The following is a 23,351-nucleotide window of genomic DNA, read 5'->3' on the forward strand; positions in this document are numbered from 1 at the left end:
GGTACGGCCGCTGGAAAAGATGGACATAGGAAAGGTGAACCGGTGAGAATCGGGAGCAGACGATGGTTGGGGGCGCTGGCTGCGGGGGCGCTGGGCGTTGCCGGGTTAGCGACGCCGGCGCGTGCCGATGACCGCGACGACCTCGTCCGCCAGCAAGAACAGCAGGAAGCCGAAATTGAGAATCTGCGTTCCTCGCTCGAGGGCGTGGACGTGGATTTGCAGAACGTCTACCTCAAGTTGCAGGAAACGCAGGCGCAGGTCCCCGGGGCGCAGGCCGCGTTATTGCAGGCGCAGAACGACGCCGCAGCAGCCCAGCGCGAACAAGAAAAGATTGGCGCGCGCCTGGATGCGGCTGAGGGGGAGCTCGATTCCATCACCACCTCGATTGCCCAGGGGGAGAAGAAACTGAGCGAAACGCGCGATAACCTCGGCGAGATTGCGCGTTCCGAATATCGTGGCGATAACCGGATTTCCACCGTGGAGCTTCTGATCGGCGCGAAATCGAGCGCGGATTTCTTCAACGCGCTCTCCGCGAACCAGGCGATTACCCGGGTACAATCCCAAACTCTCACCGACGTCACCCAAACAACGGCCGCGAACCGGACCCGCGCTCAGCGGCAAAAGGCCGTGCAGGGGGAGATCTCCCAGCTCAAGAGCCAGGCCGATGCCGCGGTGGCGGAAAAGAAATCGAAGGAAGCGCAGGCCGCGGCCCGCACCAAGGAGCTCGCGGACCTGGAAGCTTCCGTCACCCAGCAATCCCAGGCTTTGGAGGCCCGGCGTGGGGAATTCCAGAACTCGCTGTCGGCCATGAACGCGGCCCGCGATGATACCGCCGCGCAGATCGCCCGCATTGACGAAGAAAACCGGCGGCGCGCCGCGGAAGCGGCAGCTCAGGGCGGTGGGGGAGGTGCCCCGGCGGCGCCCCCGGCAGCTTCGGGTGCGCTCATTCCGCCCGTGCCGGCCCCGCTGTACGTGACTTCGCCCTTCGGGATGCGGGTCTATCCCTTCGACGGCGGCTGGTGGATGCACGAGGGCGTGGACTTGCGTTCTGCCTGCGGTAATCCGCAATACGCGGCGGCCGCCGGGGTGGTCGCGGCGGTGCGCCCGGCCTCCGGCAACGGCACGCACGGCAACCAGGTCATCCTCAACCTCGGCTATATCAACGGCTCGTCCTACGTGGTGGTGTACAACCACCTCTCCGGTTTCAATGTATCCGTGGGGCAGAGCGTGGGCCAGGGCGATGTGATCGGCTGGACCGGCATGACGGGCATGGTCACCGGTTGCCACGTACACTTTGAGGTGTGGCAGGACGGCGTGGTCATCGACCCGATGTCCCTGCCCGGATTCTACGAATAGCGCGGCGTACCCGTTCGCGTCGCCGTGGCCGAATGCCCCGGCGCCAGGAGCGGCCTGACGCGAAGTTGACGAAGAGGATGTCATGACACAAGCACACGGCTCAACCGATCCCGCTCCCACCACCGACGCAGCCTCAACCGTACGTGACACCGCGCCGGGCGTTTCTAGTACGACGACGCCGCGACGGCCGGGCAGCTTGCCTAGTGCGGAGAAGCCGGCCGGGGGAGCTGCTCAGCCCGGGGCGGACGGGGCGGCCGGGGCGGTTGCCCAGCCCGGTGCCGCTACCCAGCCCGGGGAAACCGAGAAGGTAGTTTCGGCTGGCGCGGGCGCAGGTGCTTCGACCTCGGTGGAAGCATCCGCGCCGGCGAAGAAGAAGCAGAAAACTGATGTGAGCGAGTATTCGCGCCGGCAATTGGAGAAGCGCTACGCGCGCGGGCAGCGCAAGGCAACCGCCTACGAGGTGCTCACCGGAGTGCTGGGGTTGGTGCTTGCCTGGTTTGTGTGGGATCGGGCTGCTATTACCGATTCTTCTTACGCGGTCGGCACGCTGCTTTTCGCGGTCGGTTTCGCGGCGCTCATTGTACTGGCGATGGTACGCCGCATGATTAATACGATTGCTACGCGGCGGGGAATCGCGGTAGCCGGGGTAGCTACCGGCGTGACTACTTTTGTTATTGGATTGATTATCACCTTGACGGTGAATACCGATGCGGCAGCTGCGCCGTCGTTCTTCACCGATCATTTGCTGGACGTGAGCGCGCCGGCGGTGGTGCTGCTGGCCGGAACCCTGATTTTTGTGTGGTTCCTCATCACGGATCAGCGCGAACTCAAGGATTAGAACGGAGAAGCCCGCGTGGCGAAGAAAAAAGAAGGAAAGCTGAGCGCGGCGCAGCAGGCGAAAGCCGCGGCCGATGCGCATCAGGTGATCGCGCGCAATAAGAAGGCGCGCCATGATTATTTCATTGAGGACACCTTTGAGGCGGGGATGTCGCTGTCTGGAACCGAGGTGAAGGCGCTGCGCATGGGCCGGGCCTCGCTGGTGGACGGCTGGATTGAGGTGGATCGCGGGCAGGTGTACGCGCACGGGATCAATATACCGATTTACGCCATGGGAACGTGGACGAATCACGCGCCCACCCGCAAGCGGCGCCTGCTGCTGCACAAATCGGAGATCGAGAAGCTGGCGCGGGCGGTCGAGGCGAAGGGCTATACGATCGTGCCCCTCGAGCTGTATTTCGTGCGCGGGCTGGCCAAGCTGGAGATCGCGGTGGCCAAGGGCAAGCAGGAATGGGATAAGCGCGAAACAATCCGCCGGCGCGAGGCGGATCGGGAGGCGCAGCGGGCGATGTCTGCGGCACGCCGCCGCGAAGGGCTGGTGCGGTAGCCGGGCTCACGAATATGGGAATAGCGCGCGCGGCTGTTGCGTTGTAGACTAGTGAATCCACCGCGTTACCGGCGTTGAATGCCGGGCGGGTGGAACTGTTTGATAACAGCATACGGGGATGATCGGTTTCGACGGCGGTAGTTAGTCGGAGGGAAGCGGGCCGAGGATGTAGAGTCACCTCGATAACGCTCTCTGCAACCTATAGGTGCCAAGAACAAGAGCACCGATTTCGCCCTCGCTGCCTAAGCTAAGCGACCTGCGAAATCTGCTGAACTAGGTGTGCTTTCCGCCTAGACCTCAGCATCGTTGAGAAAGCCACTGGTGAGTACGTTTGCTACGGGCGTGCTCGCGACACCAACATAGATAGGTTCGTCAGGGCCTGGTTCGTGTGGAACCCTGGAGCCGAAAACAACTATCAACGAACTGCGCCCGGAGAATACTCCTTTGGCTATCGTCGGACCCGGGTTCGATTCCCGGCATCTCCACCTATGATGAGCACCCGCTCCGGTTTTCCGGCGCGGGTGCTTACTTTTCCCCGGAAATTCTTATAGAATCAAATTATGGGGAGGATGATTCAGTATGAGTGCTAGTGAAGCTATGATCGGCCAGCGCATCGCTGCCGCGCGTACGTGCGTGGGAATGTCGCAGCGCGATTTAGCTGCAAGTTCGGGTCTGTCTCAATCCACAATCCACCGGATAGAGGCGGGGGAACGCCCTGCAACTCTTATTGAGCTTTCCCTCATTGCTGATGCCTGCGGAGTTCTGGTCGATCATCTACGGGGTACGGAGTCCATTCAGAGTGAGGTCTGTTATGCCGGCCGTACGGACACCGCGGGCGCTGAGGGTCTCTATGATTACCTTGTCTACGCTCTTGGCCTTGCACGGCGTCTTGACGATATTGGAATTCCGGAGGCGGCATGAGCAACGAAGAAATCACCCGGAAAGCCGCTGCGCAATTCCGCCAGGAACACGATTTAGGATCCGCACCGATTCTCAGCGTCACCCAGTTACTTGAACGCGTTATGAACGTTGGTGTCGCGTTTGTTGCTGGTGCCGCGCCGGGGCACGGGATGGTGGTGGACTGGGAAAATAAGCGGCTTGTTGCGGTGGGTTGTACGGATCAGCCCATGCAGCTACGTTCTACGCTTGCTCATGAACTTGGCCATCTGTGGCTAGGGCATCTTGACCGCCACATGAGCACTTCACAGGAGTGGAGGAAAGATACTCCGCGGGAGGATCAGGCAGATGCTTTCGCTCGGCATTTCCTTATGCCAGCAGAAGCTGTAGCTGATGTCACGCAGGGAAAGGAACCCACTCTAGCTGTGTTATCGGATCTTGTTCACAGCTACCTGGTTTCGCCGGCGGACGCTGCCGGTCAGCTTCGTGAGAGTGGTGTTATCGACCAGAGTACATGTGAAGAATGGAGCGATATTCCCGCACCTTCACTTGCCGCGCAATTTGGATGGTTGTCCGAATACAAGCTCCTCGCTGCGCTGGCACAACAACCACGCGCTCCTCAGAAACTTCTTGCTCGGGCGATTGAAGGCTATCGATGGGGTGCCATTGGCCCGGCCGCTATAGCGCGCCTGACAGGAAGAAATGATTACCACGTTCTGCTCAAAGAGTTGCGAGCAGCTGGAATCATTCCAGTTGAGATGCCAGATGTTAAGGCTACTGCCCCTCACGATACCGGTGCGGAATTAACTGCTGAGGTGTGAGCGACATTGAATCGTATCCCAGTTAGGCAAATCTACGGTGATACCGGTAGCCGGGCGGCCGTGTCAGCGATGGTCAACGCGAGATGCTGACCACCAGTGTTCCGTTGTTCTGCGGTACCCAGTTTTCACAACCACTTGACACCTCATCGTGCACGTGTCAGTTGAGTGATAGTGAAATAAGATTCGTGATGCTGGTTGGCGCCTCGTTCGGTAAAGCGGGCAAACCAGTCAACGGGTTGCGAGACATTGCACGCGGGTCACGGTGGTCTCTCCATCTTGGCTTTTCCCACTCTTTACCATTCCATACGGCAGTAGCGTCAACGCCGTCAATCTGCTGGGGATGTTTGCCGGTGCAATACCGTCCAGGAACAATGCCAGGGACGCGAGCAACAGCTATAGGGCTTCCGTAAACCACAGGTTGGTTACTGTCTTCAAGATCAACCCCATCAAGGCGCATGAGTATTTGGTAAACAGCTTGTGACATAAGTGTTTTTCCGTGTTCTACAGCGTCGTCGAAACAGTAGTCCATGAGGTGTGATATTGCGGCCTCTCGCAATGCATAACTTGAGCTTTCCCCTTTCACGTTCCCGTGGACTTCTGCAGTGATGGTGTCGAGGAGTTCTTCGTAGGCCCTTGCTTCCGAAGGGTACCAAGTGGCTTCCTCACGCTCTGCGGCTCCTCCTTGGTCGCGAAGGTTCACACGTGACCCGTACGCAAAAACTCTATAGTTTTCAGATCGCCCCAGCCACCAAGTTACGTCATGCAGGCCAGGATTCGCCCCAAAAGCTGGCCACATCAACCCGCATCGCCCAAGAAAACGAGTCACAAAATAAGTACCTGGATCTCCAGGTTCTTCGTCATGAACAATTCCGAGTTTTTGTAAATGTCGGCACACCTCCGAAAGTAATTCCCGCTCAGATTTTTTCCTACTGGAACAGCTGAGTGACAACAACCCGGAGATGCCAAATCCAAATCCTCGTTTTTCTGCTCCAAGACAAAACCCATTGAGTTTCGCAGTAGATAAGTAACGAATATCTGCTTCTGGTGGGAAGAGATCTTTATGGCGACGCCGCATAAATACTCCTAAAAGGTATTTTCTTCCATTTTAGATCACGATGGGTTTTCTATGTGATATGTAGCGTCGACACCGTTATCTAACAGGCCGGCCTCAAGCTTCCTCCCACACCTCATCAACATCCAGCACGAACCACCGATGCAGGCTGTCAATGAAGTGGATCGCAGAGCCGCGGGACCCGGCGGGATAATACGGAAGCGTGGCATCGTCCGCGTGTTGTACCTGGCAGCGGGTGATTTCGCGGTAGCCGTCACTCATATCTGCAAAGGCGCAGATAGGTTCTCGGTAATCACCGTAGGCCAGAACGCGATTTCCTGAAACCGCCAAACCTCTCAGCCGCGGTATTTCCTTGCGGGTATCAACAATTCGGGTAATCCGATCTCCCGTTATCGTGACCAGTGGGAAGTCGGAGTAGGGGCAAATGATCGTCTGCTCATCGGTGCAGTTCATGGCATAGCAATCGGCAATAAAGGTCAGGCGGGCCAGCTCCTCACCGAACTCCGGTTCCACATCGTGCCGGTCAGGATACAGCCATTCCGCTTGCAGTTTGCTATTCCAGCGGCAGAGCCCACAAAATCCAATCGCGAGGTTCTCCGCCTCGCCGCTTTTCTCCCCGCGGACTCCGAAATCCCAGCCGAAGTTACCAAGAATTCCCTCATCAAAATAACTTGTCCAGATGCTGCCATCGCTGAGGGCCTGAACATCTTGGATGCCATCACCGAGCACCCCGGATCGCACCAGCTCCCCGTCCACTGTATAGATATAGGCATTGTGCGTGGCTTCATGCCGGTCGCTGGACCACCGGCATCGCGCTCCGACGGCGAGGAACGTGCCGTCAGGCAAGTATTGAATATCTGGAACTGAGACTGGAAGATCAACGGGCGCCGATGCGATGCGCACTGTCCCATCAGCATTGTGCAGCGCGAAAATCGCGTCCGCTTCTTCGGAAACGAAAACCCGCGGAAAATTCTCGTTACGTTCAAAGAAGCGCGCGTATCCCTCTGCATCGCTCCAGATAGCTACCGGCAACCCGTGATAACTAATGGAGGCTTGCACAAGCACAGCTCCCTTAACTGGCGGTTGCAGAGTTGCTTGGTACCGGGGCGTGATAACGCGCATTTCTTCAGCCATGCTTTAGTTTCCCTCGCTTCACTTTTTCACGCTAAGGTACGACGATGCCGCACCGCTCACGCTACTCATCCGGCCACACGTCGTTGATATCCAGGGTTATCCAGACGCCATCCTCATCAATACAGTGGATGGCAGGTCCGATGTAATTCGAAGATGAGTACGAGTCGGTATCGAATTCCTTCGGATAGCGTAGCTCACAGTTCTCAACTACTCGGTACCCGTCGCTGATATCAATGAGTGTGATGATCGGTTTACCACGCCAGGACCAAATAAGGACGCGGTCACCGGAGATTGCTACGCCGGGTACCCCCTCGAATTCTCCTTGGGTGTCGACGTATCTGGTAATTTCGTGATTTTCAATAGTAATGATGGAACACGATGTACTTGGGAGAACAACCGTCCGATCCACGTCAAAGTTCATGGAGGACACGTGGAACATCGTTGCGTAGAAAGCGCCTCGATCACCGAATCGCGGGCGTAGTTCTTCCATGGTGGGGTAGGACCAGATTTGTTTCAGCTCACTATTCCAATGAACCAATCCGGTACGCCCAATTGGGTCGTGATAGTGCAGGTCGGGGTCATCGCTTGGAAATCGTGAACCCCAACCAAAGTTTCCGCCAATACCTTCGTCGAAGTAGCTGGTCCAGAAGGTTCCATCGCTCAGCGCTTGAACCTCCTCTATACCGTCCCCCACGGTTCCGCTTCTGATTAGCTTGCCCTCAAAGTTGTAGATGAAAGCATTGTGGTCAGCGCGGTTCTCCTTTTTATGCCACCGGCATCGCCCTCCGACAATAAGAAAGGCTCCCGAAGGTAAGGATTGGATACTGGGGAAGCAAACCGGGAATCGAAAAATAGGTGTTTTTTGGATAATCTTGCCGTCGGTATTATGCCGCGTTAGCAGGGCATCAACCACTCCATCGACATATGCGTTGGGGCTACAACCGCCGTTTGACCGCCCGAAAAACTTATCCCAATCTTCGTCAGTGCTCCAGATCGCCACCGGTAAACCGTCGTAGCTAATAGAGGCCTCCACAAGCGCAGCTCCGATAACCGGCGGTTCCAGCGTGGCTTGATATTTAGGCATGACGATGCGCATTTCTTGGGACATACCCCAGTTTCTCATAATCAATTTTTCCGCGCCATCGTGGCATATGGGCTGGTGGGGGAGGTGGCTGCGTCGTCGTTTTTAAAGTGCGGGACCTAGAGCCCGCACGTCACGTTTTCGATGGGCGAGGATGAAACAAGCAGCCGCGCGAAAACAAGAAAACACGCCTTTTCGCGGCCGGAATGCGGTGATGATGATGTCCCGTGCCCGGGTACGGCTGAGCTGATGAAGGGAGGACGAAGATGACGTATATGCGAAAACTCGGTGCTGCAGCGGTAGCGCTCCTTCTGGCTTTGCTGGGGATTGCATCCTCTGCGCAAGCGCAACCAGCCGATAGTCCGGCCGCACGGATAGAGTGCCCGGCGAAGGAACACCCGGATTTCATCACCCTGGAGCTGTGGGGAACGCAGTACACGCGTGATGCCGAAGGCAAGCTACAAACGGACCTGCCGAAGGAAACGATCAAATACGCGGTGTTTAAGGTCTACCAGGACCGAAGTGAACAGATCTGGATTAATCCACGTTATGAAGCGAACAAGATTGAATTCGAGGTCGTCAATTACCCATCAACGGTTGATGACTGGAATTTCACTTTCAGGGTCCCCAAGTATGAGCTCGCGGGCACCTGGACGGATAACGAAGTCGAGTACAATATCACCGAAATTCCCACGCCCGGGTATCGCAGTGACGTGGGCATGAACCCGGATGGCACCCTCAAGTTTACGAACACCCTGGCCACCGATGTCTCGGCAACGAAGGCCTGGCAGGATAACGATAACGCCAAGCAGATCCGCCCGGAGAACATCACTTTCGTGCTGCTAGGGGACGGCAAGGAAGTTGCTCGTAAGACTGTTGGCGCGGCGGAAGGCTGGAAGGCAACCTTCGCTGAAGTGGACAAGTGCGCGGAAGGCTACCTCATCAACTACACGATTGTGGAGGAGTCTGTTGACGGGTATACCACGGCCGTGACGGGCAATATGACGGATGGCTTCGTGGTGACGAACTCAATCGTGCCGCCCACTCCCACGCCGACCCCGACCCCGTCGGTTCCGGAAACGACTCCGCCGACACCGCCGGCAACGACTCCACCCGTAACAACGCCGCCAACGCCCTCTCAAACTCCTACTCCCACAACAACCCCCACGCCGCGTGAGCGGCTCGTGAAAACGGGAACGTCCATGGCCGGCCCGGCCGTGACGTTGGCTGGCCTCGCGTGCCTGGCAGCGGGAGGAGTGATGGTGGTACGACGGCGCAGCTAAGCACCGCGGACTCAGCACATTAATGTGACTCATCGTGGGGCGGCGACGCCAAAAAGTCGCCCCCCCACTCCCATCCACCCGCAAGGTCTCTTCACAAATGCACATTTAAGTGCCATAGTGGCTTGGTGATGGGGGCGCAGGTGCCCCGTTCAGTCTCGCTCACCGCGGCGCCCGCCGCACCGATGGCTGAAAAAACAATCACGTTTCATCAATAACTACAAAGGAGTAACCGTATGTCGATTCGCGTTGCCATTGTGGGAGTAGGTAATTGTGCGTCCTCGCTGGTGCAGGGCGTCACTTACTACCACGGCGCATCTGAAAGCGAAACGGTCCCGGGCCTTATGCACGTGGTATTTGGCGATTACCATATCCGCGATATCGAGTTCGTCGCGGCCTTCGACGTCGACGCCAAGAAAGTCGGCGCTGACCTGGCCACCGCGATCAACACCAGTGAAAATAACACAATTAAAATCTGCGATGTGGCACCAACCGGGGTGGAGGTGCTGCGTGGCCCCACGCTGGATGGCCTGGGGGAGTACTACCGCGCCACTATTACCGAATCCGACGCCGAGCCCGTTGATGTGGTGGCTGCGCTCAAGGAAGCGCGGGCCGATGTGCTGGTCTCCTACCTCCCGGTCGGCTCCGAAGAGGCCGCGAAGTTCTACGCGCAGGCCGCCCTCGATGCCGGCGTCGCCATGATTAATTGCATGCCGGTTTTTATTGCTTCCAACCCGGAGTGGGCCCAGAAGTTCACGGACGCGGGCGTGCCGATTGTGGGCGATGATATTAAGAGCCAAATCGGCGCGACCATTACCCACCGGGTGCTCGCCCGCCTTTTCGAGGGGCGCGGGATTTCCCTCGACCACACCTACCAGCTCAATGTGGGCGGCAATATGGACTTCAAGAATATGTTGCAGCGCTCGCGCCTGGAGTCGAAGAAAATCTCCAAAACCCAGGCGGTCACCAGCAATATCACCCAGCACCTCGACCCGCACGATATCCACGTGGGCCCCTCCGATTGGGTGCCCTGGCTCGAGGACCGCAAATTCGCTTTCGTGCGCCTGGAAGGCCGCAATTTCGGCGATATCCCGATCAAGCTGGAATACAAGCTCGAGGTCTGGGATTCCCCAAATTCGGCCGGTGTGGTCATCGACGCAATCCGCGCCGCCAAGATCGCCCTCGACCGCGGTATCGGTGGCCCGCTGCTCTCCGCCAGCGCCTATTTCATGAAGTCGCCGGCGCAGCAGCGCCCCGATGAGGAAGCCCGCGCAGCGGTGGAAGCCTTCATCCGCGGGGAAGTGGAGCGCTAAGCCTGGCTAGATGGCGTTAAGCCCGGCCCGCTATCGAGCCGGGCCCGCCTCAGCGCCCGGCGTTCCCGGCGTCTCCGGCCCCTCACCGAAACAAACGTAGCGGCCGTTTCTCCTACCAGGAACGGCCGCCACGCACATTCTCCAAACGCTCGACAAAAAGTAGCCACGGACCCGCGGCTACGAGCACCTACCGCGCCCTACCGCGCCCCCAGCACGCACTGAGCAATGAGTTTATCGATGCGCCGCACGTCGATATGGCGCCCCAGGCTAATCTTGATATGCCCGGCCAGCGTCCACATCTCAATCTCCGCGCTGATATCAATTTTCCCGGCATTTTCACTCGACCACATCTGGATGGCCTTATACGGCAGCGAATAAATCTCCACCTTCTTGCCCGTAATGCCCTGCGCATCGCGCACGATCAGCCGTTTCGAGGTGAAAATCGCGCTATCGCGTAGCGTCTTATAGGCGGCGTACGGCTCTTCGCCTTCGGTGAGTAGATCGGCAACATCGGCCGGGATCGGGGTTTCTTCCATGAATACCCAGGCGGCAACCCGCGCAGCTTCCATGCTTGCTCCTTTGCGTTGAGCGGTGCGAACACCGTTGCGTGCAGTTGTGCAACAATTTTCGCACAGCTCGCGTCCGCGCAGATAGGTACGACGCCGCAGCTCACCGGCCTACAGCCGCTCGCGCCATCACCGTTTTTTAATGATTCGCCGCCGCGGCATCCGCCTTCGCGCCAGCTTCCGCATCCGGCTTTTCCGCATCCGCCACCTTCATAACATTCCACCCCTGCTTAATAAGCACGGCCTGGAGGGGGAGCCGGCCATAGGCAATCGCTTTGAGCGACCATGGCTTATCCCGCCACTGGTAGGCCATGTTGATATTCGCTGGGAAAACAGCGAGGAACAGTGCGATGGCCGCCGCTCCGCCGAGTTTACGGGTGCGGCGATGCGCAATGAGTCCGGCCGTTACCAATTCCGCCACCCCGGAGGCCAGCGTATAGGCACGCGCCTCCCCGGGAAGTTGGGGCGGGATGATGGAATCGAAGGGCTCGGGAACGATGAAGTGCAGGGCTCCCATACCGGCGAGGAGGCCGGTAAGAAGCTGGGGATCTTTGCGTGACATAATTTGATCGTAGACCTGGCATGAGGCTGTATTCAATTATTTCGCGAACAAGCGCGAGGGATTAGCGCCGCTTACCGCGCCAAATTTGTCGCTAGACAACCATGAACACATCGCGTACTTTTCGTCAATTTTCATGTGGCGCTCATAACATAAAATTCTTTACTAATCGGTGAAAATTCATTTCAAATCAACGATGTGGGTCAAGGGTCCTAGAAGTCGCCATGCTACGTTGACGCGAAAAAATGCGGGGGGGGGGGGCCATTTTCGGGGATTTTTCGCGCCATAGTACGCCAATTTTCCAAGTGTAAAGATTTGCAAAATATTTTCAGGCTGGAAGCCGTCTGGGAACTTCGTCGGAGATGAATCACATTTCAAGCTACTGGACAGTAGGTAGTTCCTCCCGTAGCTTGTTAAGGCGATTGATAACTATTAGTTATACGGCGGGCTGATCAACCACTTCCGGTGATCAATTCTTCGTGTAATGGACAGGATGAGCGTGAATTTTCGGGTGATACCGGCAACGGTTGCAACGATCGTGGCCGTACTCATGACCAGCCACGCCACGGGTCTCCCATTTTCGGGCACCCCGGCGCCTCATCCCACCCCTGGCATCGCCACCGCTCAAGATGCCAGCGATCAGCCCACCTCGGAAGCTCCGGAACCCGGCATCCTCATCGCGGATCCTGCGCAGCCTGAGTCCGCCAGCCCGGCTGCGCCGTCGGCCTCCACCGAAGAAGGCGCCACAGCAGAAGGCGCCACCGAAGAAAACGCGACCGAAGAAGGCAACGCAAGCGCAACAGGCGGCAACCAAGAAACCACTCCGGCACCGGATGCCGATCCGAACGCTGCGGGCGCAACCGATACCACCACTCCGCTGGACCGGGCGCAGAAGAGCTGGCGCGAACAGCTCGGCATTCTGGAACAGCCGGAAGGCACCCCGCGGGATGGCTCGGCTAGCCCGCTCGCCGCGCCGCCGAGCCGCTTCGCGCCGCGCAATGTGGCCCCGAGCCGCATGGAGCAGTGCACCGGCCGTGGTTTCTACTCGATGGGCTCCGGTAAAGGCGAAATCAACCGGATTACTTTCCAGCCCAACGGCCAGCTCGGTTCCGAACCGGTGGGCCGCGTGGAATGGAAGAAGGATACCGGCGCGGGCCGCAATCTCGGCTACGATGCCCTGGCCATCGCCGCGGACGGTTCCATGTGGCATGCCGAGTTCCAGGGTTCTACCCAGCCGGGAACAAACCCGAATACGTGGATTAGCCACGGGCGCATCAGCAATACCGGGGACAAGGGCTACCAAAACCTTGAGCGTTACCAGATCATTAATCCGCAAATGCCGATCAAGGGCGGAACGATGTCGCCGGACGGTAAGTACGTCCTCATCGGTGACACCGCAAATGCTGGCCCCAATTACAAGTCGAAGCGCAAGCTCATGGTGTTCGACCCGGCTACCAAGCGCCTGGTGACTCTTGGTTACCTGAGCTCCAGCAGTCTGTCCTCCGCGGTTTTCTCCGACATGATTTTCGATAAGGACGGTAATCTTTATCTACTGGCGGGTTCCGCGGAGGGGCGCCTCAATAACCAGGGTCGCGATTTTTCCGGCTTGACCCAGATGCGCATTGATCGTATCGATGCCGCAGATTTCCAGGCTGCCTACAATAATGCTATTGCGGCAGGGCAGTTCGCGACCGCGAATAATGCCCGCAATCCGCAAATCAATCTCAATACAATCCGCAATAAGAATTTCCCGGAGCTGCCGGCCCAGCTCATTCGCTCTTTCCACATGAATATCATGATGTTTGAGCCCGGCGGGCTCGCTGCGGGCTCCAACGGTTCGTTCTATATCTCTGGGCGCTATACCGGGCAGAACCCGGGTGCTAATAATGGGCGCGGCGGCTTTGCGCGCAGCGCGATCTACGAAGTCGATATCATTTCCGGCGAAGTGAAGAACGGCGGCAAGCCCGTCTTCAAGACGCCTGACCCGGCCGCTAACGATATGTACAACGGCCAGTGGGCTGATCAGTTCATCGTCGATCTGGAAGGCTGTGCGGATCTTCCCACCATCAGTGCGGAGAAGAACATTACCAAGCGCCTGAATGAGCGCGACCAGTTCACAGTGACCGTGGCGGAGAAAACCCCGGGCACGAATCCACTGGGCGGCGCCCCGTATTCCGAATCTGTTACGACGACGGGCCAAGCCGATGGTCCCCAAACGCCGACGCGCAAGATGCTGCGTGGCCGGGATCGCGTGTATGTGCTCAAGGAGCAGATGGCCGGCGGTTCGGCGTCGTCGCTCAGTGACTACAACAAAGTGTGGAGCTGCACGGACAAGCTGGGGCGGAATGTCCGGGTGAACGGGCAACGCGAGGAAGGCGGTGCTTTCCTCGGGGAAGTGACCTCGCCCGCTGTGAACGGGAATCTCACGTGTTCGGTGTTGAATAGCCCGAAGGTAACTTCGCTGACCATCCAGAAGCAAGATGCGGATTATAGTGATCCGCTGCCCGGTGCCGTTTTCGACCTGTGCGAGGATACCAACGGGAACGGACGCTGCGATGCTGGCGAGCCGCGCCAGGGCGAGCGCACCACGGATCAATACGGCCGTGCCAGGTGGGACAATGTGCTCATTGGCCGGCGCTACGTGGTGGATGAAAAGTCCGCTCCGCGCGGTTACCGGCCTGCTGGCGCACCGCAGGTTGTGACAACCAAGCAGCAGAATCCCCCGGTCATTATTAAGAATGATCGTGTGCGTGGCACCATCGTCTGGGAGAAGAAGGAAACCGGGTCAGAGAAGTACCTCAAGGGATCCGTCTGGACGGTGCGTGATCAAGCCGGGCGGCCTTTCGAGGTGAGCGATTGCGTGGGGGAGACCGCGCAGGCGTGCCCAGCCACCAGGCTCTGGCAGGATCAGGATCCGCGCCCGGGCAAATTCCGCCTGGAGAACGTGCCCTGGGGTACCTACACCCTGGAAGAAAAGACCGCGCCGCTGGGCTACGTGAAGACCACCGAGGTGAAAACCGTGGAGGTGGGCGCCACCACGGTCACGAATGACCGTAACGAACCCGTGGAACTGAATCTCGGCGCGATTTACAACAAGCTTCGTGAGGCACCGCCGCTTCCACTCACCGGTGGGTGGAGTGATAGCGCGTTCCGCACGGCAGGTTTCGCGGTGCTCGGGGGAGCTGTGCTCCTGGTGAGCATCGTGATGATCAGACGGCGAAACCGGGGGTGAGCGTGGAATAAAGGCTCAACCACTGAGAACTATCTGCGCGGGTAACGCCGCGTAGCTACCGCCGCCCTTCGGGCAAATATAACCACACAACTAATTGAAGCAATATGTGCTGCAATCACGGAGAGGACTACCATGCAGCTGAAGAAATCTATCCGCGCGGTGCTCGCCGCCCTGATCACCGCCCTCCTCGGCGCGGCCGGTCTGGTGCTCGCACCCGGGGCCCACGCTGTCCCCGCTGCCGATGCGCTCGGCAATCCGAACCTCGACACTAAGGGTTCCATCACTGTTCATAAGTACAAGAACCCGGCTTGGGACAAGCCGAATAACGGCCGTGAGATCACGGATGTTCCCGCCGCTGCGGAAGCCCTCGAAGGTGTTGAGTTTATCCTGCAGCCTGTGCAGGGTATCGATCTGAAGAAGCCCGAGGACTGGGCAAAGATCTCGAAGCTCACCTACACCGAAGGCTCCAACCAAGCAACGGCTGACGGCCAGAACTACACCCTGGGTGCTGAAACGAAGCAGACCACCGCGGCCGGTGGAGTTACGAAGTTCGCCAATCTTGCCGCTGGTGTCTACCTCGTTCGTGAAGGCAGTGTTGGCAACAACAATGTGATTGAGAAGGCTCAGCCTTTCTTCGTTTCCATTCCTTTCCCCTCGAAGGCAGATAACAAGGCCGAGTGGATTTACGATGTTCACGCCTACCCGAAGAACACTGTGGCTGACGACGGTACCAAGAAGCTGAATGACGCTGACGCTCGCAAGATTGGCGATACCGTCAAGTGGGATATTAAGTACGCAGTTCCGGCGCTGGCAAAGGACGAAACCTACAAGCGCATCGGGATGGAAGACCTCCTTGATGCGCATCTCAAGTACACCGGTGCTAAGGTCTCCCTCGGCGACACTGTTCTTGCCGAAGCTGATTACACCGTGACGGTCACGAACGAGACTAAGGGTGACACTGACGTTACTGATCGTCAGAAGGTCACCATTGAGCTGACCGCGCAGGGCCTAGCCAAGGTCAAGGCTGGCCAGGAATTCAAGGTTGAGCTTTCGACCAAGATCACCGGACTCCCGGCTAACGGTGAGATCCCCAACTCCTTCGGTCCCATCGTCAATGATCACACCCCGGGCGTCGATAAGACTCCTGGTGATCGTAAGGTGAAGATCGGTGAACTGCTCGTTCTCAAGCAGGACAAGGACAACCAGAAGCCGCTGAAGGACGCCGTCTTCGCTGTTTACGCGACGCAGGAAGATGCGACCAACGGTACCAACGAAATCGCAACTGCGACCTCCGATGCTGATGGTAAGGTCCGCTTCCCGGGCCTGGTTCTTGGTGACGCGGATCAGAAGGACTTCTTCCTCAAGGAAAAGAAGGCTCCGGCCGGTTACGTGATCAGCACTGAAGTGAAGCAAGTTACCGTCCACAAGGGCGTTGCAGCTAATGTCATGCTGACCATCGACAACACCAAGCATGAGGGTCCGAACCTGCCGCTGACCGGTGCTGCCGGCCAGCTCATGCTCACCCTGGGTGGCCTCGCGCTCCTGGGTGCTGCTGGTGGCTTGACCGTCGCTCAGGTTCGCCGCAACCGCGCGGTGAACGCCTAAGCACAGAACTGACCGCGTAACCTACGCGGCCTACCGAACGGGTGGGGAGGTGCCATCTGGTACCTCCCCACCCGGGTCTGTATCTCATGAAGAAAAACCTGCTGCTGCCCTACCTCATCGGGCTCCTCGTTATCCTCGGCCTCACCCTACTGGTGTACCCGCACGCCGCCGCCTGGCTCTCCCAATACGAGCAATCCAAAATCACCGGCGCGTACTCCGATCAAATCGCCACCGCCCAGCCCGATAAAGAAACCCAGCTCGCCGCCGCGCACGCCTATAACGAAGCATTCAACGCCGGCGCAATCCTGGAAGCCAACGAACGCAAAGCCACCGGCACCGGCGACACCACCGCCGCGGACGGCATCTGGCCATACGAAAAAATCCTTGCCGCGGACTCCGAAGGCCTCATGGCCCGGCTCCGCATCCCTAATATCGACGTTGATCTGCCTGTCTACCACGGCACCTCAGATGAGGTCCTTAACCGTGCGGCCGGCCACCTGGAAGGCACCTCGCTGCCGGTAGGTGGGCCGAGCACCCGCGCCGTTATCACCGCACACCGCGGCCTCGCCAACGCACGCATGTTCACCGACCTCAATAAGGTCAATGTGGGCGATACCTTCACCATTGAAGTGTTCGGTGACGTACTCACCTATCGCGTTCGGGATACCAAAGTGGTGGCCCCGGAAGATACCGATACCCTGCGAGTCGAAGAAGGAAAAGACCTCGTTACCTTGGTGACCTGCACCCCGCTCGGCATTAACTCCCATCGCATTCTGCTGACGGGGGAGCGTATTATCCCCACCCCGGTGGCAGACGTGAAAGCCGCGAATAAGCCCTCTGACCTGCCGCGCTTCCCGTGGTTCGCCATTGCTTACGGCGTGGCGGTGTTGGGCACTATCGGAGTGCTCGGGCGCATGACGTGGAAAGAACGGCGCCGCGCCAAGCAGGGGAAATAATCTTCCGAGCATTCGTTAGTACACGGTGATGGCGAAAGGCCCAAGAATAGCTTTGACGGTTATGCTATAGCCAAAAGTCAGTGTACGGATGCGAAGGAATAGACGTGTCTCGGAAAAAGATTGCGGTGATTATTGCCGGCGTTATGGCAGTAGTGCTCCTGGGGGCTGGCCTGTGGGCGGTTGTTGCCCATAACAACAGCGCGAAAGCCCTCGATGAAGCTACCGCCGCCTACACCAAGGCTGGTACCGCCCTGGAAAAGGTGGTTTCTACCGTTGATACCGCTGGCTGCACCGATAACGGCGGCAACAAGGACACCTGCGCAGCCATGGAAAAGGCTGTTGCTGACGCTAAGGCCGGGCTGGCTGAAAAGCCGGGCAAGGACGCGGCCAAGGTAAAAGAGGCCGCTGCTAAGCGGGAGAAGCTCGCGGGTGAGTTGGCCGAACTTTCCAAGAAGATGGCTACCGAGCAGGCGAACGCCACAGCTGCCTACCTGGACAAGGAGTGCCCACTCCACCTCGACCCCGAATGCGACAGCCTGCGCAAGGGCGATCTAAAGCTGCCCGAGGCGAAGGTCAAGGTTGAAGCCGTCAAGGCACGCCACGCCACACCCGAGGCACCGGCTGCGCCGGCACCTGTTGGTAATGGTGAGGCCATGCAGGTACCTGCCCCCGCTGGCGGCTCGTCTCACGGCACTGGTGGCGGGAACGCTGATTCTGGTTACTCTGAACCTGCATATGAGGCTCCGGAGCCTGCTGCACCTGCGCCGGTGGAGGAAGCTGCTGCATCGGCACCTGCGGCACCGGAGCGGACCGTGGTCGGAGGGTACTGGGAGTGCAGTATGCCTGCCGGAACATCTGACACAGATTGTTACCTTGTTGTCCAGTATTCCGACGGTACGACTGAAAAGACTAACCACTACCGCCCCAACGACTAAGACGAAATCTTTTCCCTTACGTCTCTGCGCAGCCAAAAAGCGCCCCATTCATATGAGTGGGGCGCTCCCTCATGAAATGGCGACGTTAGCGCACACTACGTATGTGAAGTACCCATCCGGGTGCTTGACATGACGATAAGGGAAGGATCTTATAGCCATGAGGCATAAGTTCTCTCAGCTAGGGCGCATGTTCGGCGTTTTCCTAGCAGTACTCACTTTGGGGCTCGGAAGCATGTTTGTTTCCGGTGCTGCAAGGGCTGACGGAGGTATCCCCATCAAGGGCGACGACGTTTTCTTTGATGAATCGGGGGTTGATTTCAAAGCGCCCAGCGGCTGGCGCTACCGCCTGGCCGCGCTCAAGGCCCCACAAGGCGGGGACCCGAATATCCCGGCTTGGTGCATCGATCTCACCGAGATGGCACCAGGCCCCAATAAGGTAGTCCAGGTCTCCCACCTGGTGGAAACCAGGGATGTTGGGCAAGATGACGAGCTTAGCTTGACTACCGCTCAGCTTGCCTGGATTATCGACCAGAACCAGATGAGTAGGGACCGTAATGTTTTGGCTGCTGTGGCTTACCTGGTGCATGTGAATCTGGAATCTGGGCCTGACGCGGCTAGTAACGTGGCTCAGCTTATCCGTGACGTGAGCTCTGGTATCCCGGTTATCGACCGCCATGCCCGCAATATGGCCAAGCTTGCCCGCGATTCCGGTGTGCATTCCTATGAGTCCGCACAGGGGCAGGGCGCGGGCCAGATGGAAGGCGTTATCGAAAACATTGGTTTGCGTGCAAACAACGGCGGCTGGATTGCCGACCGGCACTTCACCGCCACGCTTTCTGGCCCCATCGTCTTTAAGGAGACGGGCACTCAGGAATACTCTGGTGTGACCCAATCTGGGCCGATCACTCTTGAATGGAAGTCCACAGGGAATGGTGAAGCACGAGTAACTACTCGGTACGAGATGCCGCGCGATGAAATTATCGCGCTGCTAGTTCCCGGTAGCCAGACGACCACCCAGGTTCCGACTGCACAGGACCCCAAGTTCTATATCGCTCCTGGTAACACGTGGCGTGTTCTTTTCGACTTCCAGCCTGCCGGCGTTTCCCAGGTAGATACTCGCCCGGTGAACCTGGATGGGAAGATTTCCGATACTCTCACCACGAGCGTGGATAAGTCGTATGGTGATGGGAAGTGGTTGGATCAGACTCCCGTGGTGTATACGGCGCGTGCCTATTATGTTGGGCGTAACGCTCCCGCGACCACGGATACCGTGCCGGCTGGGGCGGAGCTTCTTGGCGAGGTGAATGTGCGGGCAACCGGCGAGGGCCAGGAACTCCGGGCCGAGTTTACTACTTCCCGTCGTCCAGATTTAACTTGCGCTTGACACCTCGGTATTGCGCAGAAACTCATCCCGCCCGATGATGAAACGCCGCTTGCTCACCGGCGCGGGCGGCGAAGGAAGCGCTATCGCGTCAAGATAAAACTCATTGACCCGCACCAATAGCTGGAGCCTGCCCTGTTCTACCAGGTAGAAAGCACGCGGATGCGGGCCATCCAACCAGCCGCGATACACATCCAAATCCAGCACACTCAGTACAAAGAAGCCGGCTGCCTTCAACCGGTAGTGGCTCGGCCGGGCCTCCAGGTACCAAATCCGGGCATCCGGGAAAAGCTCACGCACCTGATCATCCGCATCGCGCCGCTCAGCCGCCGCGAGCTCGGATTTATGCCGCTCCGGATCAGCCACCAGCTTGCTGCGCACGTTCTGCGTGGCCCGGCGCAGCACAACCGTGCCAAATTCGTCCATCGGCGTTTCGGGATTACGCATCGAGGGCCGCTTCGCCATCAGGCACCTTTCTTTCCAGCCGCACTGGCGGCCTGAGTATCAGCTGCCGGAACGGCAGCTGCGGCGTCGTCGCCCTCACTAGAGCAGGGCGCGGGCAGGCTCCATTGCAGCGGAATCGCCCCGCGGCTGCGGTCCGGATGCTGAATCACGTCGAGGAGTCCCAGGATGGTGGGGGTGAGCGCCGTCGTTCCTGTATACGCAAGATAGCGGGACTGCCAGCGCGGCTTGAACTTTTCCTTGTAGGAACGCAGGCCCTTGAAATTGTAGAGGCGGTCGCCGAAGTCGTAGATCACGCGCACCACCTTTTCGCGCGCCCGCGAAAAACGCGTGGTGCCCGTATTGGACATGGGCGCCATCCCCAGGTTCACATGGGTGTAGCCGTTTTCTTTCGCCCATTCGATCAGCGAAACGAAAATGCCGTCCATGGTGCCGCCCGGCGCGTCGGGGCGAATGCGCATGAGGTCCACGGACGCAACCCCCGGCGCCATCGGCATGAGGCTCGCGAATCCTTCGATACGTTCCTCCCCACGCACCAGCAGCACCGGGGTGCGACCAATATAGGAGGCGTCGAAGAAACCGAGGGAGAAGCCCATTTCGGAACGTTTGCCCAGCCAGGCATCCGAAACTTCGCGCAGCTCCCCGATGAATTCGGGAGTGTAAGGCGGGAAATGCACTTCGAAATGCGTGCCTTTTTCGCCCATGCGGTTGCGCATGCGCCGGAACACCTTGCCCTTATTGCCCACATTGGAGTAGGTGGCCAGGTCCACGGTGGCGTCCTCCCCGATTTTCACGAAGGAGAAACCGATATTCGCGCAGGCCCCCAGGTAAATATCCGCGATCTCGTAAATCGCCACCGAACAGCCGTGTTCATCGGCGTAGGTCACGAACTCCTCGAAGAGCTCCTCGAAGGAGGCCTCGTCCCCAAAGGGATCGCCGAGCACCAGCATGGAGGAACGGTAGGGGCGGTAGAGCAGCGCCGCGCGCCCGTTCGAAGAATAAAAGACCTGCTTATCGCCCAGATAGAAAAGATGCGTGAAGGCATTACCGGCATTGTGCTCGCTCATGAACGTTTCGAAACGATGCACGTCATCCGGGGGGGGCAGCTCAAAATGCGGGGCGCGTGAACGCGAGAAAAGCAGCGCGAGGGAAATGAGGGAAACGAAGCAGATCATGCTCACACCGGTGAGCAGCGCGTGGGCGGTGGGGTATACGTGCGCCTGCGGGGCGCCGTGGATCCAGCGCCAGGCGAAAATTCCGAGGGGGATCCCCACCGCGATGACCGCGGAAAACGCGAAAGAACGCCATTCGAAGGGGAGCGGGTCGCGGTTGAAAGCCCCGCGCGCCAGGTAGAGCAAAATCGCGAAAAGAATAATGACGATAATTGCGCCGGTATCCAGGCCGCGCGCCACCGAGGCCACCGCCGCCACGCCCAACAGAATCAAAATAATCGGGAAAATGCGGCTCACCCGCTGGCGCACCCCGCGCGCCAAAATAAGCAGCATAATCCCCACCAGCAGCGAAACAATACGCGAGGAGCGAATCATTTCGTGGGGGAGGAAGACATGCAGCAGCGCCACCCGCGCGTAAAACGAGGGCGCGAAAGCATTGACGATGGAGAAAATCCCCAGAATCACCACGCCGGTGGAAAGCGCGTTAATGAGCCAGCGTTCGCGTTTCTCGCGATCCTCCAGGCCCAGGCGCGGGTAGGCGTATTCGGCCAGCCAGTACACGGTGGCCGCCAGCCACGGCAGCGCGTAGTAGGTGACGCGGTAGACGATAATCGCGAGCACCAGGGTCGAAGAATCAAAACCGAGGTGCTGGAAGAACACAATAACGGTGAGATCGAAGGTTCCCAGGCCGGCCGGAATGAAGCTGAGCAGGCCCACCAGGGTGGCGGTGGCGTACACAAACACGGCCTGCACGAAAGAAACCTCACCCAGGAACGTGCGCACGCAAATCCAGAAGAACACCGCCGCGGCCAGCCAATCCGCAACGGAAGCAAAAAGCATCTGGAGTTTCTGCCGGAAATTCTGGGTGCCGATCGCGGTGGTGCGCAAGTCAATCTTCCAGAAATGCACTTTGCCAGCCAGGAAATACACCGGGATATACAGGCAGGCCACCACGGGTACCACCAGGAAACGCCCGTCGTAGCGGAAGGCGAAAGGCAGGGTGGCTAGCAGCATGGCGAACAGCCCGAGCAGGTTCGCGGCCCATACCGCAACGCTCGCATCCACGGCGGCTTTGGTGGAGGCCCCGGCCCGCTTGTAGTAGCGCGAGCGAATCGCCCCGCCGGTCAGCCCGCCCAGCCCCGCAAAATTATTAAAAGCCTGGGCGATCCACCCGATTTTCGCGGCGGTTCCCACCGGGATCTCCACCCCGAAATGCCGGGAGGCGAAGATGTCATAAATACCGGTGGCGGTAAAAGCCAGAAAACCGAGGGCCACCAGCTCCACGAGGATAATCGGAGGTGTCGAGCTGAGCACTTTCGCCATCTGTTCACCGCTCAGCTCCTTGAGCTGGCTGTGAGCCACGGCCGCCACGCCGGCGATCACCAGCACGTAGAAAGCGATTTTGAAGGGGCGGGGGTGGGAGCGGATGAAGGCGACAAGTCGCGACACCGGGGAACCTTTCTTCGACGACGACACCCCGGCCCGCGTGCTCACTTTCGCGGCGCTGACCGGCCCGGGGGCTTCCTGAACCTTTCTCATTATGCCCTTAAGCCAGGCATTCGTGCCGGCCAACGGGTGCGGTTCGGGTGCGCAAATCCTGTGACAACTGTGCAAATTGGAGGGAGTTGTGATGTATGTCTTAACCGACACGCGGCGATTTCGCAGAAAATTCTCACTTTGGCGCCAGTTTCCGCTACATTTTTGCTTAGTGGTTCTTATGAGCCATGTACCTGAACAGATATCGAGAGGTATTTTCATGTCCGTTAACCGCACAGAGCTCATCGCAGCTATCGCCGACCGTTCCGGCCTGTCCAAGTCCGATGCCGATAAGGTGATCGCCGCGCTCCAGGAAGTGCTCGTCGATTCGCTTTCCAAGGGCGAAGCCGTGAAGATCACCGGCCTGCTCTCCGTGGAGCGCACCGAGCGCGCCGCCCGCAAGGGCCGCAACCCCCGCACCGGTGAAGAAATCGAGATTCCCGCCGGTTTCGGCGTGAAGATCTCGGCTGGATCCAACCTCAAGAAGGCTGTGTCCAACAAGTAGCCTGAGTTGCTTGTGAGTATCGCCTCCTCGGTTTTGCCGGGGAGGCGATTCTTGTGTAGGGGCGTGTTGAGGTACGACGGCGCTGCCGGGCTCCGGGTACTTTC

The 23,351-nt window shown here is 58.7% G+C and carries 20 protein-coding genes and 1 other RNA gene; 14 read left to right on the forward strand and 7 right to left on the reverse strand.

The window, feature by feature from the left end; all coding sequences use genetic code 11:
* Window positions 1-42 precede the first annotated feature (42 nt).
* The 6 genes from ACRQFC_RS01590 to ACRQFC_RS01615 all read left to right on the forward strand — a co-directional run bounded on the left by ACRQFC_RS01590 (window position 43) and on the right by ACRQFC_RS01615 (window position 4,458).
* Complete coding sequence (locus tag ACRQFC_RS01590; RefSeq protein ID WP_284896679.1) at window positions 43-1,356, forward strand: murein hydrolase activator EnvC family protein; 1,314 nt, start codon at window positions 43-45, stop codon at window positions 1,354-1,356.
* An 82-nt stretch (window positions 1,357-1,438) separates the two neighbouring features.
* Window positions 1,439-2,194 (forward strand): hypothetical protein, encoded by a 756-nt coding sequence (locus ACRQFC_RS01595; protein WP_284896678.1) that lies wholly within the window; start codon window positions 1,439-1,441, stop codon window positions 2,192-2,194.
* Window positions 2,195-2,209: 15 nt separating this feature from the next.
* Entirely contained in the window at window positions 2,210-2,740 is a 531-nt protein-coding gene (smpB, locus tag ACRQFC_RS01600) for an SsrA-binding protein SmpB (RefSeq protein ID WP_026429507.1), read from the forward strand.
* A gap of 114 nt (window positions 2,741-2,854) precedes the next feature.
* Window positions 2,855-3,228: a transfer-messenger RNA gene (gene ssrA / locus ACRQFC_RS01605) on the forward strand.
* 91 nt (window positions 3,229-3,319) lie between these two features.
* Window positions 3,320-3,661, forward strand: a complete 342-nt coding sequence (locus tag ACRQFC_RS01610) for a helix-turn-helix domain-containing protein (protein ID WP_284896677.1) — start codon at window positions 3,320-3,322, stop codon at window positions 3,659-3,661.
* Window positions 3,658-4,458: an ImmA/IrrE family metallo-endopeptidase gene (locus ACRQFC_RS01615; protein ID WP_284896676.1), complete on the forward strand. Its 801-nt coding sequence runs from the start codon at window positions 3,658-3,660 to the stop codon at window positions 4,456-4,458. Before ACRQFC_RS01610 ends, ACRQFC_RS01615 begins: the two co-directional genes overlap by 4 nt.
* A gap of 157 nt (window positions 4,459-4,615) precedes the next feature.
* Here the strand turns inward: ACRQFC_RS01615 and ACRQFC_RS01620 are convergent, their stop codons facing one another.
* From ACRQFC_RS01620 to ACRQFC_RS01630, 3 genes are all read right to left on the reverse strand, one after another.
* Window positions 4,616-5,533: a hypothetical protein gene (locus tag ACRQFC_RS01620; protein WP_284896675.1), complete on the reverse strand. Its 918-nt coding sequence runs from the start codon at window positions 5,531-5,533 to the stop codon at window positions 4,616-4,618.
* A gap of 93 nt (window positions 5,534-5,626) precedes the next feature.
* Window positions 5,627-6,589: a YxiH-YxzG fusion protein gene (locus ACRQFC_RS01625; protein ID WP_435734631.1), complete on the reverse strand. Its 963-nt coding sequence runs from the start codon at window positions 6,587-6,589 to the stop codon at window positions 5,627-5,629.
* A gap of 136 nt (window positions 6,590-6,725) precedes the next feature.
* Entirely contained in the window at window positions 6,726-7,772 is a 1,047-nt protein-coding gene (locus ACRQFC_RS01630) for a hypothetical protein (protein ID WP_284896671.1), read from the reverse strand.
* A 239-nt stretch (window positions 7,773-8,011) separates the two neighbouring features.
* Between ACRQFC_RS01630 and ACRQFC_RS01635 the strand changes: the two genes are divergently transcribed.
* The gene (locus ACRQFC_RS01635; protein WP_284896670.1) at window positions 8,012-9,028 is read left to right on the forward strand and encodes a Cna B-type domain-containing protein; all 1,017 of its coding nucleotides are present in this window, start codon (window positions 8,012-8,014) and stop codon (window positions 9,026-9,028) included.
* A 233-nt stretch (window positions 9,029-9,261) separates the two neighbouring features.
* Window positions 9,262-10,338, forward strand: coding sequence for an inositol-3-phosphate synthase (locus ACRQFC_RS01640; RefSeq protein ID WP_284896668.1), 1,077 nt, complete (start codon window positions 9,262-9,264; stop codon window positions 10,336-10,338).
* A gap of 197 nt (window positions 10,339-10,535) precedes the next feature.
* Here the strand turns inward: ACRQFC_RS01640 and ACRQFC_RS01645 are convergent, their stop codons facing one another.
* Complete coding sequence (locus tag ACRQFC_RS01645) at window positions 10,536-10,907, reverse strand: PH domain-containing protein (protein ID WP_284896666.1); 372 nt, start codon at window positions 10,905-10,907, stop codon at window positions 10,536-10,538.
* A gap of 136 nt (window positions 10,908-11,043) precedes the next feature.
* Window positions 11,044-11,466, reverse strand: a complete 423-nt coding sequence (locus ACRQFC_RS01650; RefSeq protein ID WP_284896664.1) for a DoxX family protein — start codon at window positions 11,464-11,466, stop codon at window positions 11,044-11,046.
* Window positions 11,467-11,956: 490 nt separating this feature from the next.
* Between ACRQFC_RS01650 and ACRQFC_RS01655 the strand changes: the two genes are divergently transcribed.
* The 5 genes from ACRQFC_RS01655 (at window position 11,957) to ACRQFC_RS01675 (ending at window position 19,575) form a co-directional block, all read left to right on the forward strand.
* The gene (locus ACRQFC_RS01655; RefSeq protein WP_410374531.1) at window positions 11,957-14,695 is read left to right on the forward strand and encodes an MSCRAMM family protein; all 2,739 of its coding nucleotides are present in this window, start codon (window positions 11,957-11,959) and stop codon (window positions 14,693-14,695) included.
* Between the two features lie 132 nt (window positions 14,696-14,827).
* A complete protein-coding gene (locus ACRQFC_RS01660) occupies window positions 14,828-16,300 on the forward strand; it encodes a SpaH/EbpB family LPXTG-anchored major pilin (protein ID WP_284896661.1) in 1,473 nt (490 codons plus the stop codon).
* 86 nt (window positions 16,301-16,386) lie between these two features.
* A complete protein-coding gene (locus tag ACRQFC_RS01665) occupies window positions 16,387-17,256 on the forward strand; it encodes a class C sortase (RefSeq protein WP_284896659.1) in 870 nt (289 codons plus the stop codon).
* A gap of 104 nt (window positions 17,257-17,360) precedes the next feature.
* On the forward strand, window positions 17,361-18,191 hold the full coding sequence (locus ACRQFC_RS01670; RefSeq protein WP_284896657.1) for a hypothetical protein: 831 nt from the start codon (window positions 17,361-17,363) through the stop codon (window positions 18,189-18,191).
* 157 nt (window positions 18,192-18,348) lie between these two features.
* Entirely contained in the window at window positions 18,349-19,575 is a 1,227-nt protein-coding gene (locus tag ACRQFC_RS01675) for a hypothetical protein (protein WP_284896655.1), read from the forward strand.
* On the opposite strand, the gene ACRQFC_RS01680 is transcribed toward ACRQFC_RS01675, so the two are convergent.
* Both ACRQFC_RS01680 and mprF read right to left on the reverse strand, forming a co-directional pair.
* Window positions 19,561-20,037: a hypothetical protein gene (locus ACRQFC_RS01680; protein ID WP_284896653.1), complete on the reverse strand. Its 477-nt coding sequence runs from the start codon at window positions 20,035-20,037 to the stop codon at window positions 19,561-19,563. The two genes, ACRQFC_RS01675 and ACRQFC_RS01680, sit on opposite strands and share 15 nt — an antisense overlap.
* Window positions 20,037-22,745, reverse strand: a complete 2,709-nt coding sequence (mprF, locus tag ACRQFC_RS01685) for a bifunctional lysylphosphatidylglycerol flippase/synthetase MprF (protein ID WP_284900965.1) — start codon at window positions 22,743-22,745, stop codon at window positions 20,037-20,039. Before mprF ends, ACRQFC_RS01680 begins: the two co-directional genes overlap by 1 nt.
* A 217-nt stretch (window positions 22,746-22,962) precedes the next feature.
* Between mprF and ACRQFC_RS01690 the strand changes: the two genes are divergently transcribed.
* A complete protein-coding gene (locus tag ACRQFC_RS01690) occupies window positions 22,963-23,247 on the forward strand; it encodes an HU family DNA-binding protein (RefSeq protein WP_087070911.1) in 285 nt (94 codons plus the stop codon).
* Window positions 23,248-23,351 lie beyond the last annotated feature (104 nt).

This window comes from Actinotignum inguinis (assembly GCF_051265835.1).
GTDB lineage: Bacteria > Actinomycetota > Actinomycetes > Actinomycetales > Actinomycetaceae > Actinotignum > Actinotignum timonense.

Coding starts and splice junctions, on each gene's coding strand:
- ACRQFC_RS01635 (WP_284896670.1), top strand. CDS start 8,012: ATGACGTATATGCGAAAACTCGGTGCTGCAGCGGTAGCGCTCCTTCTG.
- mprF (WP_284900965.1), bottom strand. CDS start 22,745: ATGAGAAAGGTTCAGGAAGCCCCCGGGCCGGTCAGCGCCGCGAAAGTG.
- ACRQFC_RS01665 (WP_284896659.1), top strand. CDS start 16,387: ATGAAGAAAAACCTGCTGCTGCCCTACCTCATCGGGCTCCTCGTTATC.
- ACRQFC_RS01610 (WP_284896677.1), top strand. CDS start 3,320: ATGAGTGCTAGTGAAGCTATGATCGGCCAGCGCATCGCTGCCGCGCGT.
- ACRQFC_RS01615 (WP_284896676.1), top strand. CDS start 3,658: ATGAGCAACGAAGAAATCACCCGGAAAGCCGCTGCGCAATTCCGCCAG.
- ACRQFC_RS01595 (WP_284896678.1), top strand. CDS start 1,439: ATGACACAAGCACACGGCTCAACCGATCCCGCTCCCACCACCGACGCA.
- ACRQFC_RS01655 (WP_410374531.1), top strand. CDS start 11,957: ATGAGCGTGAATTTTCGGGTGATACCGGCAACGGTTGCAACGATCGTG.
- ACRQFC_RS01690 (WP_087070911.1), top strand. CDS start 22,963: ATGTCCGTTAACCGCACAGAGCTCATCGCAGCTATCGCCGACCGTTCC.
- ACRQFC_RS01680 (WP_284896653.1), bottom strand. CDS start 20,037: ATGGCGAAGCGGCCCTCGATGCGTAATCCCGAAACGCCGATGGACGAA.
- ACRQFC_RS01645 (WP_284896666.1), bottom strand. CDS start 10,907: ATGGAAGCTGCGCGGGTTGCCGCCTGGGTATTCATGGAAGAAACCCCG.
- ACRQFC_RS01675 (WP_284896655.1), top strand. CDS start 18,349: ATGAGGCATAAGTTCTCTCAGCTAGGGCGCATGTTCGGCGTTTTCCTA.
- ACRQFC_RS01650 (WP_284896664.1), bottom strand. CDS start 11,466: ATGTCACGCAAAGATCCCCAGCTTCTTACCGGCCTCCTCGCCGGTATG.
- ACRQFC_RS01660 (WP_284896661.1), top strand. CDS start 14,828: ATGCAGCTGAAGAAATCTATCCGCGCGGTGCTCGCCGCCCTGATCACC.
- ACRQFC_RS01620 (WP_284896675.1), bottom strand. CDS start 5,533: ATGCGGCGTCGCCATAAAGATCTCTTCCCACCAGAAGCAGATATTCGT.
- ACRQFC_RS01640 (WP_284896668.1), top strand. CDS start 9,262: ATGTCGATTCGCGTTGCCATTGTGGGAGTAGGTAATTGTGCGTCCTCG.
- ACRQFC_RS01630 (WP_284896671.1), bottom strand. CDS start 7,772: ATGTCCCAAGAAATGCGCATCGTCATGCCTAAATATCAAGCCACGCTG.